The organism is Streptomyces sp. RKAG337, from assembly GCF_023701715.1.
In the GTDB taxonomy this organism is placed as follows: domain Bacteria; phylum Actinomycetota; class Actinomycetes; order Streptomycetales; family Streptomycetaceae; genus Actinacidiphila.
In genome coordinates this window covers 2,261,888-2,277,124 of sequence record NZ_JAJOZA010000001.1, presented here as the reverse complement: position 1 = coordinate 2,277,124, position 15,237 = coordinate 2,261,888, and the positions used below count along the sequence as shown (strand labels likewise).

The 15,237-nt window shown below is 73.2% G+C and carries 8 protein-coding genes; 7 read left to right on the top strand and 1 reads right to left on the bottom strand.

What is annotated here, in order from left to right:
* The first annotated feature begins 1 nt into the window (after position 1).
* The 7 genes from LNW73_RS09900 to LNW73_RS09870 all read left to right on the top strand — a co-directional run bounded on the left by LNW73_RS09900 (position 2) and on the right by LNW73_RS09870 (position 12,988).
* Positions 2–5,419, top strand: coding sequence for a type I polyketide synthase (locus tag LNW73_RS09900; protein WP_441349489.1), 5,418 nt, complete (start codon positions 2–4; stop codon positions 5,417–5,419).
* Between the two features lie 50 nt (positions 5,420–5,469).
* Complete coding sequence (locus LNW73_RS09895; protein ID WP_250989678.1) at positions 5,470–8,652, top strand: type I polyketide synthase; 3,183 nt, start codon at positions 5,470–5,472, stop codon at positions 8,650–8,652.
* Between the two features lie 109 nt (positions 8,653–8,761).
* On the top strand, positions 8,762–9,625 hold the full coding sequence (locus tag LNW73_RS09890) for a hypothetical protein (protein ID WP_250989677.1): 864 nt from the start codon (positions 8,762–8,764) through the stop codon (positions 9,623–9,625).
* 1 nt (position 9,626) lies between these two features.
* Positions 9,627–10,694 carry an ABC transporter ATP-binding protein gene (locus tag LNW73_RS09885; RefSeq protein WP_250989676.1) on the top strand — a complete coding sequence of 356 codons (1,068 nt, stop codon included), beginning with the start codon at positions 9,627–9,629 and terminating at the stop codon, positions 10,692–10,694.
* Positions 10,691–11,428, top strand: a complete 738-nt coding sequence (locus tag LNW73_RS09880; RefSeq protein ID WP_250977728.1) for an ABC transporter permease — start codon at positions 10,691–10,693, stop codon at positions 11,426–11,428. The genes LNW73_RS09885 and LNW73_RS09880 overlap by 4 nt, the downstream gene beginning before the upstream one ends.
* 150 nt (positions 11,429–11,578) lie before the next feature.
* A complete protein-coding gene (locus LNW73_RS09875) occupies positions 11,579–12,481 on the top strand; it encodes a proline iminopeptidase-family hydrolase (protein WP_250989675.1) in 903 nt (300 codons plus the stop codon).
* Positions 12,482–12,532: 51 nt separating this feature from the next.
* The gene (locus LNW73_RS09870) at positions 12,533–12,988 is read left to right on the top strand and encodes a VOC family protein (RefSeq protein ID WP_250989674.1); all 456 of its coding nucleotides are present in this window, start codon (positions 12,533–12,535) and stop codon (positions 12,986–12,988) included.
* 66 nt (positions 12,989–13,054) lie between these two features.
* Here LNW73_RS09870 and LNW73_RS09865 read toward each other — a convergent pair whose 3' ends face one another.
* A complete protein-coding gene (locus LNW73_RS09865) occupies positions 13,055–15,190 on the bottom strand; it encodes a condensation domain-containing protein (RefSeq protein ID WP_250989673.1) in 2,136 nt (711 codons plus the stop codon).
* Between the last annotated feature and the right edge of the window lie 47 nt (positions 15,191–15,237).

Genomic DNA, 15,237 nt, shown 5'->3' with positions numbered 1-15,237 from the left:
ACTGATGGCGGACGAGAAGCAGCTGGTCGACACACTCAAGCGGGTCGCCGCTGACCTGCACGATGCCCGTCGGCGGCTGCGGGAGGCGGAGGACAAGGACCGCGAGCCGATCGCGATCATCGGGATGGCCTGCCGCTTCCCGGGCGGCGTCACCTCGCCCGAGGAGCTGTGGGAGCTGCTCGCGGCCGGCGCGGACGGTCTCACGCCGTTCCCCACCGACCGCGGCTGGAACCTCACCCAGTTCCAGGACAGCGAACGGGAGAAGGGCGGCGCCGCGGGCGACGGCGCCCCCGAGGGCGGCTTCCTCGCCGACGCCGCCGAGTTCGACGCCGAGTTCTTCGGGATCAGCCCCCGCGAGGCCCTCGCGATGGACCCGCAGCAGCGCGTCCTGCTGGAGACGTCGTGGGAGGCGCTGGAACGCGCCGGGATCGACCCGGTGGCGCTGTCCGGCACCCGCACGGCGGTCTTCACCGGCGTCAGCAGCTCCGACTACCTGCGCGGGCTGCAGAAGATGCCCGCCGAGGTCGCCGGGCACATGATGACCGGTGTCGCGGGCAGCGTCCTGTCCGGCCGGGTCTCGTACGCGCTGGGCCTGGAGGGCCCGGCCGTCACCATCGACACCGCCTGCTCGTCCGCCCTGGTCGCCCTGCACCTCGCGGGCCAGGCGCTGCGGGCGGGGGAGTGCACGCTGGCGCTGGCCGGCGGGGTGACGGTGATGGGCTCCGCCGGAACGTTCCTGGAGTTCAGCCGGGCGGACGGGCTGGCCGGTGACGGCCGCTGCAAGCCGTTCGCGGAGGCCGCCGACGGCACCGGTCTCTCGGAGGGCGTCGGCGTCCTGCTGCTGGAGAAGCTCAGCGACGCCCGGCGCAACGGGCACCGCGTGCTGGCCGTGGTCCGCGGCAGCGCCGTCAACCAGGACGGCGCCAGCAACGGCCTCACCGCCCCCAACGGCCCCTCCCAGCAGCGCGTCATCCGGCAGGCGCTGGCGAGCGCCCGGCTGTCGGCCGACCAGGTCGACGTGGTCGAGGCGCACGGCACCGGCACCAAGCTCGGCGACCCCATCGAGGCACAGGCGCTCATCGCCGCCTACGGGCAGGAGCGCCCGCAGGACCAGCCGCTGTGGCTGGGCTCGATCAAGTCCAACCTCGGGCACACCCAGGGCGCCGCGGGCGTCGCCGGGATCATCAAGATGGTGCTCGCCCTGCACCACGAGGAACTGCCGCGCACCCTGCACGTGGACGCGCCCAGCTCGCACGTCGACTGGTCGGCCGGGACCGTCCAGCTGCTGACCGAGGCCCGGCCGTGGCCGGCGGGGGAGCGGACCCGCCGCGCGGGCGTCTCCTCCTTCGGTATCAGCGGAACGAACGCCCACGTCATCGTGGAGGAGACCCCGGCCGAGGAATCGGCGGAGGAGGCCGCGGTCGCCGAACTGCCGGTCGTGCCGTGGCTGCTGTCCGCCCGCACCCCGGAGGCGCTGACCGCGCAGGCCGGGCGGCTGCACGCGTACCTGCGGGACGGTTCCGTCACCGCCGACCCGTCCACGGTCGGCTCGGCCCTCGCCACGACGCGCTCCGCCTTCCCGTACCGGGCGGGCGTGGTGGCCGGGGGCCGGGAGGAACTGCTCACCGCCCTCGCGGCCCTCGCCGACGGCGGGAGCGCGCCGGGCGTCCTGCGCGACGGCCCCGGATCAGGGCAGCTCGGCTTCCTGTTCACCGGCCAGGGCAGCCAGCGGGCCGGCATGGGGCGGGAGCTGTACGCCGCGTTCCCGGTGTTCGCGGCGGCGCTCGACGACGTCGCGGCGGCATTCGACGCGCACCTGGACCGTCCGCTCAAGGACGTGCTGTTCGCGGACGACGGCTCGCTGGACGCGACCGGCTACACCCAGCCCGCGCTGTTCGCCCTGGAGGTGGCCCTGTTCCGGCAGGTCGCCGCGTGGGGCATCCGGCCTCAGGTGCTGGCGGGCCACTCCATCGGGGAGTTGGCGGCAGCGCATGTGGCGGGGGTGTGGTCGCTGGAGGACGCGGCGCTGCTCGTCTCCGCCCGTGGCCGGCTGATGCAGCAACTGCCGTCCGGTGGTGCGATGGCGGCGATCCAGGCCACCGAGGCCGAGGTCCTGCCGCAGCTGACCGACAGGGTGGGAATCGCGGCCGTCAACGGGCCCACCTCCATCGTCGTCTCGGGCGACGAGGACGCGGTCGGGCAGGTCGTCACGTACTTCGACGAGCAGGGCCGCAAGACCAAGCGCCTCACCGTCAGCCACGCCTTCCACTCGGTCCACATGGAGCCGATGCTCGAGGAGTTCCGTGCCGTCGCGGCCGGGCTCACCTACCACGCGCCCTCGATCCCGATCGTGTCGACGCTCACCGGCAAGGCCGCCACCCAGGAGGAGCTGACCGACCCCGCCTACTGGGTCCGGCACGTCCGTGCGGCCGTCCGCTTCGCCGACGCCGTCACGACGCTGGAGGAGCGGGGCGTCACCGCGTTCCTGGAACTGGGACCCGACGCCGTGCTGAGCGCGATGGGCGCCGAGAGCGTGACCGACCCGGTCGCGTCGGTCCTGGTCCCCGCGCTGCGCCGGGACCGCGACGAGGCACAGACCCTGGTGGAGGCCGTCACCCGCCTGTACCTGCGCGGCATCGGCGTCGACTGGCGCACCTTCTTCGCGGGCCGCGCCGCCGCCGGACTCGTGGACCTGCCGACGTACGCCTTCCAGCACCGCGGCTACTGGTTCAAGTCCAACGCCCTGCCGAGCGGCGACGCCGCCGACTTCGGCCAGGACACGGCGGGACATCCGCTGCTCGGCGCGGCCGTGGGCATCCCGGACTCGGACGGGCTGTTGTTCACCGGGCGGCTGTCGCTCGCCACCCACCCGTGGCTGGCCGACCACGCCGTCAACGGCACCGTGATCGTCCCCGGCACCGCACTCGTCGAGATCGCCGTGCACGCCGGTGACCTGGCGGGCTGCGGCACGCTGGAGGAACTGACCCTCCACGCCCCGCTGGTCGTCCCCGCCGTGGGCGCCGTCCAGGTGCGGGTGCGGCTGGACGGCGGCGAGCAGCGTGCCGTGACGATCTTCTCCCGGCCGGAGGGCGCGCCGGAGGGCACGGCATGGACGCGGCACGCCGACGGCACGCTCACCGAGCACGCCCCCGCCGCCGGGTTCGATCTGGCGCAGTGGCCTCCGGCCGGCGCCGAGCCGGTCGCGGTGGACGACCTCTACGACGAACTGGCCGGCCGCGGCCTGGAGTACGGCCCGGCCTTCCAGGGCCTGCGGGCCGCCTGGCTGCTCGGCGACGAGGTCTTCGCCGAGGTCGCGCTGCCCGAGCAGGAGGAGTCGCAGGCCGGGCTGTTCGGTCTGCACCCCGCCCTGCTGGACGCCGCGCTGCACGCGGTCGCGCTGGGCGGCCCCGGCCTGATGAGCGGTCCGGCCGACGCGGACCCGGGCGCCATGTGGCTGCCCTTCGCCTGGTCGGACGTCACCCTGCACGCCTCGGGCGCCAAGGCGCTGCGGGTACGGCTCGCCCCGGCGGCCACCCCCGGCGGTGTCTCGGTGCGGGTCGCCGACGCCGAGGGCGGCGCGGTCGCCTCGATCGGCACCCTCACCCTGCGACCGGTGTCCGCAGCCCAGTTGGGCACCCCGGACACATCCGACGACGCCCTGTTCACCGTCGAGTGGAAGCAGATCACCCCCGGTGCCACGGACTCAGGACCCGCGCCGACCGTTCTGACGGCACCGGCCGGTCGCTCCGCGGCCGACGCGGTCGCCGCTGTACTGACGGACCTTCAGGAGTGGCTGTCCGCCGAGGAGAACGAGGACGGGCGGCTGCTCGTCCTGACCCGCGGCGCGGCGGCGGTGACCCCCGGCGAGGGGGTGACGGAGCTGGGCCAGGCGGCGGTGACCGGCCTCGTCCGGGCCGCCCAGGCGGAGAACCCGGGCCGCATCGTCCTGCTGGACAGCGACACCGACGCTGGCACCGTTCCGGATGGTGTGCTCTCGGCGAACGAGTCGGAACTGGCGCTGCGTGACGGCGTGTTGTGGGCGCCGCGGCTCGTCCGTGCGGTCACGGCGGAAGCCGACGGCGCCCCCTGGCGCTCCGACGGCACCGTCCTGATCACCGGCGGCACCGGCGGGCTGGGCGCGCTCGTCGCCCGGCACCTGGTCACCGCCCGGGGCGTACGGGACCTGCTGCTCGTCAGCCGGCGCGGTCCGGAGGCGCCCGGCGCGGACGCCCTGGTCGCCGAACTGGAGGCGGCCGGCGCCGCGGTGACCGTCGCGGCCTGCGACGTCGCGAACCGCGACAGCCTGGCCGGACTGCTGGCGGGTGTCGTCCGGCTCAGCGCCGTTGTGCACACGGCCGGCATCGTGGACGACGGCGTCATCGGCAAGCTGACCCCCGCCCGCGTCGCGTCCGTCCTCGGCCCCAAGGCCGACGCCGCCCGTCACCTCCACGAGCTGACGGCGCACCTGGACCTGGACGCCTTCGTCCTGTTCTCCTCCGCGGCCGGAGTCTTCGGCGGCGCGGGACAGGGCAACTACGCGGCCGCCAACACCTATCTGGACGGCCTCGCCGCCCAGCGCCGGGCCGCGGGGCTGCCGGGCACGGCGCTCGCCTGGGGCCTGTGGGACCCGGCGACCGGCGGCATGGGATCGGCCCTGACCGGGGCCGACGTCGAGCGGATGGCGCGCGGCGGCATCCTGGCCCTCGGCCAGGAGCAGGGCCTCGCGCTGTTCGACACGGCGGTCGCCGCGGACCGGGCGCTCCTGGTGCCGGTCGGCCTGGACACCCGGGCCCTGGGGCGCGCCATGAGCGGCGAGGTGCCCGGTATGTTCCGGTCACTGGTGCGCGGCCCGGTGCGGCGCGCGGCGGCGGCCGGCGGACCGGGCGCGGCCGACGGCGGCCTCACCGCGCGGCTGGCGGCGCTGCCGGCCGGCGAACGGCCGCAGCTGGTGCTGGGGCTGGTCCGCAAGCAGGTCGCGGCCGTGCTCGGCTTCGCCGCCGACCAGCCCGTCGAGGCGGAGAAGCCGTTCAAGGACTTCGGCTTCGACTCACTGACGGCCGTGGAGTTCCGCAACCGGCTCGTCGTCGAGACCGGGGTGCGGCTGCCGGCCACGCTCGTCTTCGACTACCCGACCCCGCTGGAGCTGGCCGACCACCTCCTCCAGGCACTGGCCCCCGCGGACGACGACCCCGCGCAGGCGCTGCTCGCCAGCCTGGAACAGCTCGAACCGCTGCTGAACACCGACGGGTTGGACAAGCTGACCCGCTCCAAGGTCACCGTGCGCCTCCAGGCGCTGCTGTCCCGCTGGCACGACGCGGCAGCGCCCGCGCCGGCCGCCCAGGACGAGGCGGCGACCGTCGACGAGGCCTCGGACGACGAGCTGTTCGCGCTGCTGGACGGCGAGATCGGCTCCGACTGACCCGTCCCACCTGATCGCCCGCTCGCCCGATACAAGGAGCTGAAGCACGCATGACCACGGACACCGAACAGAAGCTCCGCGACTATCTGAAGCGGGCGACCACCGATCTCCTCCAGGCCCGCCGCCGCATCCAGGACCTGGAGGACAGGACCCGCGAACCCGTCGCCATCGTCGGCATGAGCTGCCGCTACCCGGGCGGGATCACCTCGCCCGAGGAGCTGTGGGAGCTGCTGGCCGCCGGTGGCGACGGCGCCGGCGGCTTCCCCACCGACCGCGGCTGGGACGTCGAGAACCTCTACGACCCCGACCCGAACGCCCTGGGCAAGAGCTACGCCAAGGAGGGCGGATTCCTCGCCGGGGCCGGGGACTTCGACGCTGCGTTCTTCGGCATCAGCCCGCGTGAGGCGCTGGCCATGGACCCGCAGCAGCGGCTGCTGCTCGAGGCGTCCTGGGAGGCGTTCGAGCACGCCGGGATCGACCCGGCGACCGTCCGCGGCACCCGGACCGGCGTCTACGCGGGCGTCATGTACCACGACTACGGCTCGGACCGGGCGTCGATCCCGGACGGCGTCGAGGGCTTCCTCGGCACCGGTACGGCCGGCAGCGTGCTGTCCGGGCGCGTCTCGTACGCGCTGGGGCTGCAGGGCCCGGCCGTCACCGTCGACACCGCCTGCTCGTCGTCGCTGGTGACGCTGCACCTGGCGATGCAGGCGCTGCGCAACGGCGAATGCGGTCTCGCGCTGGCCGGCGGCGTCACCGTCATGGCCACCCCCGACACGTTCATCGACTTCAGCAGGCAGCGCGGGCTGGCCCCCGACGGCCGGTGCAAGCCGTTCGCGAAGGCCGCGGACGGCACCGGCTGGGGCGAGGGCGTCGGCGTGCTGCTCCTGGAGCGGCTCTCCGACGCGCGCCGCAACGGGCACCCCGTCCTCGCCCTGGTGCGGGGCAGCTCCATCAACCAGGACGGCGCCAGCAACGGCCTCACCGCCCCCAGCGGCCCGTCCCAGCAGCAGGTGATCCTGGAGGCGCTGGCCGCCGCCGGGCTGAGCACCGGTGACATCGACGCCGTCGAGGCGCACGGCACCGGCACCGTACTCGGTGACCCGATCGAGGCCCAGGCGCTCATCGCGACCTACGGCCAGGACCGGCCCGCCGACCAGCCGCTGTGGCTCGGCTCGGTGAAGTCCAACCTCGGGCACACCCAGGCCGCCGCGGGCGCCGCCGGCGTCATCAAGATGGTGATGGCGCTGCGGCACGCGGTGCTCCCCAAGTCGCTGCACATCGACGAGGCCAGCCCGCACGTCGACTGGTCGGCGGGCGCCGTCGAACTGCTCGCCGAGGCCCGCGCCTGGCCCGACAGCGGCCGGCCGCGCCGCGCCGCGGTGTCCGCGTTCGGCATCAGCGGCACCAACGCCCACGTCGTCCTGGAGCAGGCACCGCAGGAGGAGCCGGCCGAGGCTACCGCGGCCCCGGAGCACCGTCCGGTGCCCTGGCTGCTGTCCGCGAAGGGTGCCGCGGGACTGCGCGCCCAGGCGGCCCGGCTGCACGCCCACGTCACGGACCGCCCGGACCTGTCGGCCGCCGACATCGGACTGTCCCTGGCCACCTCCCGCACCCAGCTCAGCCACCGGGCGGCGCTCGTCGCCGACAGCCGGGCGGACCTGCTGGCCGCGCTGGAGGGACTCGCGGCGGGCGGCCAGGGCCCGGCCGTGGTCCAGGAGACGCAGGGGAGCGGACGTATCGCCTTCCTCTTCACCGGGCAGGGCAGCCAGAAGCCCGGCATGGGCCGTGAACTGCACGCCTCGCAGCCGGCGTTCGCGCGGGCGCTGGACGCCGTGTGCGCCGCGCTCGACCCGCACCTCGAACACCCCCTCCAGCAGGTGCTGTTCGCCGAACCGGGCACCGCGGAGGCGGCGCTGCTGGACACGACCGGCTACGCGCAGCCCGCGCTCTTCGCCCTCGAAGTGGCCCTGTACCGGCTGCTGGAGTCCTGGGGCGTACGGCCCGACCTGCTCGCCGGGCACTCGATCGGCGAACTGGCCGCCGCGTACGTCGCCGGGCTCTGGTCGCTGGAGGACGCGGCGGCGCTCGTCGCCGCCCGCGGCCGGCTGATGCAGGCGCTGCCGGCCGGCGGCGCGATGGCGGCCCTGCAGGCCACCGAGGCGGAGGTGCTGCCGCACCTGACCGAAGCAGTCGGGATCGCGGCCGTCAACGGCCCGCAGGCCGTCGTCATCTCCGGCGACGAGGCGGCGGTCGAGACGGTCACCGGGCACTTCCGTGACCTGGGCCGCAAGACCAAGCGCCTCACCGTCAGCCACGCCTTCCACTCCTCGCTGATGGAACCGATGCTCGACGGGTTCGGGCAGGTCGCCAAGGGCCTGACGTACCTCGAGCCGACGATCGCGATCGTGTCGTCCCTCACCGGCAAGCCCGTCACCCCGCAGGAACTGCGCAGCCCCGACTACTGGGTGCGGCACGTCCGCGAGACGGTGCGCTTCGCCGACGCCGTGGGCAGCCTGGAGGCCGAGGGCGCCGCCACGTATCTCGAACTGGGCCCGGACGCCGTCCTGTCCGCGCTGGTCCGCGACTGCCTGACCGCACCGGCACCCGCCGCCGTGCTCCCCGTCCTGCGCAGGGACCGCACCGAGCCGCACGCGGTCACCGAGGCCGCCGCCCGGCTGCGGATGCGCGGCGCCGCCGTGGACTGGGCCGCGCTCTTCGACGGCACCGGCGCACGCCGGGCCCCGCTGCCGACATACGCCTTCCAGCACCAGCACTACTGGCTGGCGGCCGCGGGCCGCGCCTCGGCGGGACCCGCCGCTCCCGGTGCCGCCGGCAGCGTCCTGGACCTGCCGGACGCCGTCTGGGGGCACCTCCCAGCGGCAGCTGGGGGAGAGCAGGCCGACGATCCGCTGGAGTTCCAGCGGCGGCTGCACGCGGCCGACGGGCCGGCCCGCGCCGAGCTCCTGCTGGACCTGGTGCGTTCGGTCACCGCGTCCGTCCTCGGCCACGCGTCCGCCGAGGAGATCGAGGCCGACAGCGAGTTCATCGACCTCGGGTTCTCCTCGCTGCTCGCCGTCGAGTTCCGCGACCGGATCGGCGCGGCCGTCGGCGCCCGGCTGTCCGCCGCCGTGATCTACGAGTACGAGACGCCGGAAGAGCTGGCCGAGCACCTGCTGGAGATCGTGGCAGCGGCCCCGGCACCGGCCGCGGCGGTTGCCCCGCAGGAGTAGGGGGCGCTAGGGGGTCCGCTAGGGGATCTCAGTGCAATTGCCCGCTTCTAGCATCGGAAGCACTCCCCATGCGGGTGCACGGGACAGCAGGGAACGGAAGGGGCTGTTGGTGGAGAAATCCGATGCGTGGTGGGAAATCGGCGGCAAGGGCCCAGGAGATCTGGTCCTCGCTGTCGACTTCACGGCCACCGGGCGACCCGATGCGCGATTCGCCGACATCGTCGGCCTGACCGCCACCAGCCATCCGGTCTGGGAGACGATGCCGCAGGCCATCGCCACCGACATCGGGCCGTCGGGCGAGGAGTACCTCGACCGCTGGTTCGAGGACGTCCGCGCCGGCGGCCGGCCGGTCGGTGCCGTACTCGGCTTCTGCGCCGGAGCGGTGTACGCCGCCGCCCTGGCCGGCCGCATAGCGCAGTGGCAGGAACGAGCCCCCCAGCTCATCCTGTTCGACCCCGAGCAGGCCAACGCCTTCGGTCTGCTCTGGCAGTTCCACAAATCCGTCGAGCTGTTCGCGGGAATCATCGGTGCCGAACCGGTCGCCGAGGCCCAGGAGACCGCACGGCAGGCGCTGGAGGCCGACCCCGAGAACCTCGGGTACATCGGCCCGGTGCTCGTCGGGCTCTTCCGGGAGATCAGCGAAGCCGCCTTCGACGAGATCGAGCTGGAACCCGAGAGCCGGACCGAGTTCACCGAGTCCTTCACCTCCTTCGTCGCCTACGTCGTCGCGGCCGGCCAGCTCAACTCCTCGGCCGGGGCCGCGTGGACGGACGCCGTCGCCTTCAGCTCCGGAAGCCCGCTCAGCGGACTCAACCGGCTGCGTTCCACCGACCCGGACGGCGCGGCCGGAGCCGTGGCCCGTGAACTCCGCTTCGACTGCGATCACACCGACCTGCTGCGTGACGAAGGCGCCGCCACGGCGCTGGCCGAGCTGCTGACCGCACAGGACCTCTCCCGACAGATCCGGATGTGACATGAAGACCACAGAGAAGACCACCGCCAGGGCAGAGGGGACCGTTCCGGTAGCGGCACCGCCGGAGCCGGCGCCGGCCCTCGCAGCCGCTGAAGCCGCTGCGGCCGCTGCGCCCGCTGAAGCCAAGGCGACGTCCGGGCCCACGTCCGAGGTCGAGCCGGCCATCCGCGTCACCGGGCTGCGCAAGGTCTACGGCGAGGTCCAGGCGGTCAAGGGCGTCGACCTGACCATCGCCCCCGGCGAGGTCGTCGCGCTCCTCGGCCCCAACGGCGCGGGCAAGTCCACCACCATCGACATGATCCTCGGCCTGTCCCACCCCACCTCGGGCGAGATCAGCATCTTCGGCCGGGCCCCCTACCTCGCGGTACGGGAAGGGCTGGTCAGCGCCGTCCTCCAGGAGGGCTCGCTGATCGACGACATCTCCGTCCGCGAGACGCTGGAGATGATCTCCTCCCTCTACAAGAAGCCGCTGCCCCTCGACGAGGTGCTGCGACGCGCCAACATCGAGGACATCGTCGACCGCCGCGGCACCAAGCTCTCCGGCGGCCAGCGCCAGCGCGCCCGCTTCGCCTGCGCGCTCATCGGCAACCCGCAGCTCCTGGTGCTCGACGAGCCCACCTCCGCCATGGACGTCGGCAGCCGCCGCAAGTTCTGGGAGTCCATGCGGAAGTTCACCGACACCGGCCGCACGGTCGTCTTCGCGACCCACTACCTGGACGAGGCCGAGGAGTTCGCCGACCGCGTCGTCCTCATGCGCGGCGGCGAGATCGCCGCCGACGGCACCGTCGCCAAGATCCGTGCCCTCACCGCGGGCCGCGTGCTGCGCGCCTCGGTCCCCGACGCGGAGGAGGCGGACCTGCGGAAGCTGCCCGGGGTGACCGCGGTCACGCTGCGCCTGGGCCGTGTCGAACTGCACTGCGAGGACTCCGACAAGAGCCTGCGCGCCCTGCTCACCACCTACCCCGACGCGTACGACATCGAGATCACCGCCAGCGGCCTGGAGGAGGCGTTCCTCTCCCTGACCGCCACCGACGGCGACGACTCGGAAGCGCAGGAGGACGCGGCATGACCGGCTACCTGTCCATCGAGATCAAGCGGATGCTCCGCGGCCCCCGCTTCATCATCTTCGCGATCGTCCTGCCCGTGGGCCTCTACCTGATGGAGTGCATGCTCTACAAGGGCAAGGAGATCCCGAACGGCCACGGCATCACGTACAGCGCCTGGCTGATGTGCAGCCTGGCCGCGTACAGCGCGTTCACCTCCTCCATGCACACCAGCGCCCGGGTCTCCCATGAGCGGGCGATCGGTTGGCACCGCCAGCTGCGGCTCACCCCGCTGCTGCCGCGTACGTACCTGCTGTCGAAGATCGCCGTCAGCATGATCGTTGCGCTGCCCGGACCGGTCTTCGTCGCGCTCGCCGGCGCCACCCTCCAGGATGTGCACCTGTCCTTCGCGGGCTGGTTGCAGATCACGCTCGGCATCTGGATCGCGGCCCTGCCGTGCGCGGTCCTCGGCCTGGTCATCGGTCTGTACGTGGCCGTCGAGCACCAGCAGATGTATCTCCAGGGCCTGGTGCTGCTGTTCGGCTTCCTCGGCGGCCTGCTGCTGCCGACCACCGGCTTCCCCGGCTGGCTGACCGCGATCGTCAAGGCTCTGCCGAGCTACTGGCTCGCGGACGTCGGCCACGGCGCGCTCCTGCACGGCACCCGCACCCTGGTCGCCGCGCTGGTCCTCGCCGGCTGGACGGTCGTCCTGTCCGGTGCCGTCATCCTCAACACCCGTCGTGAGGCCGCCAGGGCCTGATCGTCGCCCGGCCGCCGGCACCGGCGCCGTCAGCGGGGAAGCCTCCCGCCGACGGCGCCGGTGTCGTTTCCCGCCCGTTCCGCTTTTCCCCTCCCGAGCCATCGCTCCCCTCCCGAGTCACCGCCGAGCCGAGACGTGAGGTACTCCACGATGTTCCCCGCCCCCACCCAGAAGGGCACCGCCCCCTTCCGCGGCCACCGCACCTGGTACCGGGTCACCGGCGATCTGCACACCGGGCGCACCCCGCTGGTCATCGCCCACGGCGGCCCCGGTTCCACCCACGACTACCTGCTGCGGATGACCGAACTCGCCGCGTCCACCGGCCGTCCGGTGATCCACTACGACCAGATCGGCAACGGCGGCTCCACCCGGCTGCCCGACCGGGGCGCCGGCTTCTGGACCGTCGACCTCTTCCTCGACGAGCTGGACAACCTCCTCGCCCACCTCGGCATCGCCGACGACTACCTGCTGTTCGGCCAGTCCTGGGGCGGCATGCTGGGAGCGGAGCACGCCGTCCGCCGCCCCGCCGGCCTGCGCGGCCTCGTCATCGCCAACTCCCCGGCCTCCATGCCGCTGTGGCGCGCGGCGTGCGAGGGGCTCAAGGACGCGATGCCGCCGGTGCACCGCGACACCCTGCGCCGCCACGAGGCCACCGAGGACTTCGACCACCCGGACTACCAGCGCTCCGTCTACGCCTTCTACCAGCGCCACGTCTGCCGGGCGAACCCGCTGCCGCGCGAGGTCGCCGCCACGCTCCTGGAGCTGCAGAGCGACCCGACGGTCTACGGCACCATGAACGGCCCCAACGACTTCCACGTCATCGGCACCCTGAAGGACTGGACGGTCATCGACCGGCTGCCGGCCGTCGCCGTCCCGACCCTGATCATCTCGGGCGCGTACGACGAGGCCACCCCCGCGACCATCCAGCCGTTCCTCGACCACATCCCCGGCGCCCGCTGGGAGCTCTTCGAGCAGTCCAGCCACATGCCGCACGTCGAGGAGCCCGAGCGCTTCGACACTGTCATGAAGGCCTGGCTGGCCGAGGTCGGCTGACGGGCGGGACGGCGCGGCCGGACTGTCAGTGCCTGCGGGCACGATGGACGTATGACCACCACTCTGCAGATCAGCATCGACTGTGCCGACCCCGCCGTGCTGGTCCCCTTCTGGGCGACCGCCCTGGGGTACCGCGAAGAGGAACCGCCCGCCGGGTTCGCGACCTGGCGGGCGTACTGGATCAGCATCGGGGTGCCCGAGGACGAGCTCGGCGACCCGTCCAACAGCTGCGCCGACTCGCTCGTCGACCCGACGGGCGCCGGGCCCCGCATCTTCTTCCAGATCGTGCCGGAAACCAAGACGATCAAGAACCGGCTGCATCTGGACCTGAAGGTCGGCGGCGGCCGGGACGTCCCGCTGGAGACCCGCACCGCCCGGGTGAACGCCGAGGCAGAACGGCTGGTGGCCGCCGGCGCCACGAAGGTCCGCGTCCTGTCGCAGGACGGCCTGGACCAATACGGGGTCACCCTCCAGGACCCCGAGGGCAACGAGTTCTGCGTCGCGTAGGCGCGACAGAGGGGCTCGTACCGGATGAATCAGCCGGTACGAGCCCCCTCGTCGTCGTGCGACCCGTTAGGCCTTCTTGCTGGAGATGTACGCGCTGAGTTTCTCCGGGGTCGGGTGCGCGAACAGGTCGGCCAGCCGGATCTTCACCTGGATACCGGTGGTGCGCTTGACGCGCTGCAGCAGCTGGACGGCGAGCAGCGAGTGGCCGCCGCTGGTGAAGAAGCCGGAGTCCGCGTCCAGGTCCTCGCGCTTGAGGAACTGCTTCCACAGCGCGATCAGCGCACGGGTCAGCTCGGTGGTGTCCACCGGCTCGGGCGCTGCCTCGGTGCGCAGCAACTCCAAGGCACGCAGCCGCAGACCCTGCAAGTCCGCTGCGCCGTTCACGGTCGGAAGCCCCTCGGTAACCACGATGCGGGCCGGCTCGGCCGGACCGGGAAGGTCGGTGCGCACCTGCTTCCAGAGCTGCTCCAGCAGGCCGGGCCCGGCCTCGGCGCCGCCGTCGGTGGCGACGAAGGAGACGAGGACCCCGCCCGCGGCGACGGTCACGGCGGCGTCGACGGCGGGGTGCGCGAGCAGCGCGGCGTCGACGTCCTCCAGGCCGAAGGCGAGCCCCTGCACGGTCACCCGGCGGTCCAGCCGGCCGAGGATCTCGATCCGGCCGTCGGGAAGCCAGCGGGCCACGTCACCGGTGCGCGTGACGTCCTCGTCGGCGAGGCAGAGCTCGCCGCGGACGCCCACCGGCAGTTCCGTCCCGTCGGGGGCGGCCACGAAGGCCCGGGTCAGGGCCGCGCTGTCGGCCTTGGCGGCGAGCTTCGCGTAGCCGGAGAACGGCGCGACGGACGGGCCGATGAGGGCCTCGGGCAGGCCGTCCCGGTGGCCGGCCAGGACCGCGGCGTGGTCGGCCGCGCTCCAGCCGGAGATCTCCCCGATCGGCCGGTCCAGCTGGTCGCCGAGGGTGCACAGCAGGGCGTCGTAGCGGGCGAGCAGCAGCTGCACGTCGGCCGGGGAGAAGACCTGGGTGCGGAACACGGCGCGGATCGTGGTCTTCGCCGCCTCCGGCTCCGGCATGAAGAAGAACTCCAGGTCGAACTTGCTGAAGCCGTTCTCCACCCCGCGGATCCTCGCCGGGTGTCCGGCCACCTCGAACGTTCCCGAGGTGCCGCCCGGCACGTAGTTGAACAGGTGGTTGAAGAGCGAGTTCCGCCAGGACGAGGAGCCGCCGTCCCGCACCTCGTCCAGTACGGACTCGGCGGTCACCCCCGGCTCGCCGAGGCTCTCCAGGAACACCGCGCGGGCCCGGTTCACCAGCCGTTTGAACGGCTTGGCCGGATCCATCCGCACCCGCAGCGGCAGCACGTTCACGTGGTAGCCGATGGCGCCCTCGTGACCCGGCGGGCGTACGCTGACGGGCGAACCGACGACGATGTCCGAGCCCGCGCCGTGCTGCGCGAGCAGCAGGTAGTAGGCGGCCAGCAGGATCACGGCCTCCGGCGCGCGCAGCTCGCGCTGCAGCCGGCCGACCACGGCGAGGGCGTCGTCCGACAGCAGGTACTGCAGGGTGTCGCCCGCCAGGTTCGGGGTGGCCGAGGCCGGATTCCCGTACCAGAGGCCGTCGTCCGCGCCGCGGAAACCGCGGAGCTGGTCGCGCCAGAAGTCGACGCTCTCCTCGGACGGCTCCGCCTCGACGACCGCGGCGACCGGCTCGGTGGCGTACGTGTCGGGCGCCTGGTAGGCGCTGATCAGCTCACCGAGCAGGGTGACGGTCGACATCGCGTCGAAGACGAGGTGGTGGAGCGCGACGCTCACCACGTCGCCGGCGCCGCCCGCCCGCCGGAAGCGCGCCGCCCTGACGAGCGGGCTCCCGTCCAGGTCGAACGGCTCCGCGACGAACGCCTCGACGGCGGTCTGGAGTCCGTCCTCGGTGACGTCGACCGAGGTGACATCGATCGAGGTGATCGTGTCGGCCGCCAGCACCTCCTTGGTGAGGTCGGTCTCGGAGGTGCGGAAGACGGTGCGCAGGATGTCGTACTTGCGCACCACCAGGGTCAGCGCCCGGGACAGCGCCGCGGAGTCGATCTCACCGTCCACGTCGAAGGTCAGGGACAGGTTGTTGACGCCCGATCCCGGTACCAGCCGCTCCAGCAGCCAAAGGTCCGTCTCCTTACGGGTGGCCGCCATCGGCGCGGGGTCCTGAACAACCATGTCGGATCTCTCCTCAGACGAGTCATGCGGGTCATACGGGGGTGCGC

Coding starts and splice junctions, on each gene's coding strand:
- LNW73_RS09895 (WP_250989678.1), top strand. CDS start 5,470: ATGACCACGGACACCGAACAGAAGCTCCGCGACTATCTGAAGCGGGCG.
- LNW73_RS09885 (WP_250989676.1), top strand. CDS start 9,627: ATGAAGACCACAGAGAAGACCACCGCCAGGGCAGAGGGGACCGTTCCG.
- LNW73_RS09880 (WP_250977728.1), top strand. CDS start 10,691: ATGACCGGCTACCTGTCCATCGAGATCAAGCGGATGCTCCGCGGCCCC.
- LNW73_RS09875 (WP_250989675.1), top strand. CDS start 11,579: ATGTTCCCCGCCCCCACCCAGAAGGGCACCGCCCCCTTCCGCGGCCAC.
- LNW73_RS09870 (WP_250989674.1), top strand. CDS start 12,533: ATGACCACCACTCTGCAGATCAGCATCGACTGTGCCGACCCCGCCGTG.
- LNW73_RS09865 (WP_250989673.1), bottom strand. CDS start 15,190: ATGGTTGTTCAGGACCCCGCGCCGATGGCGGCCACCCGTAAGGAGACG.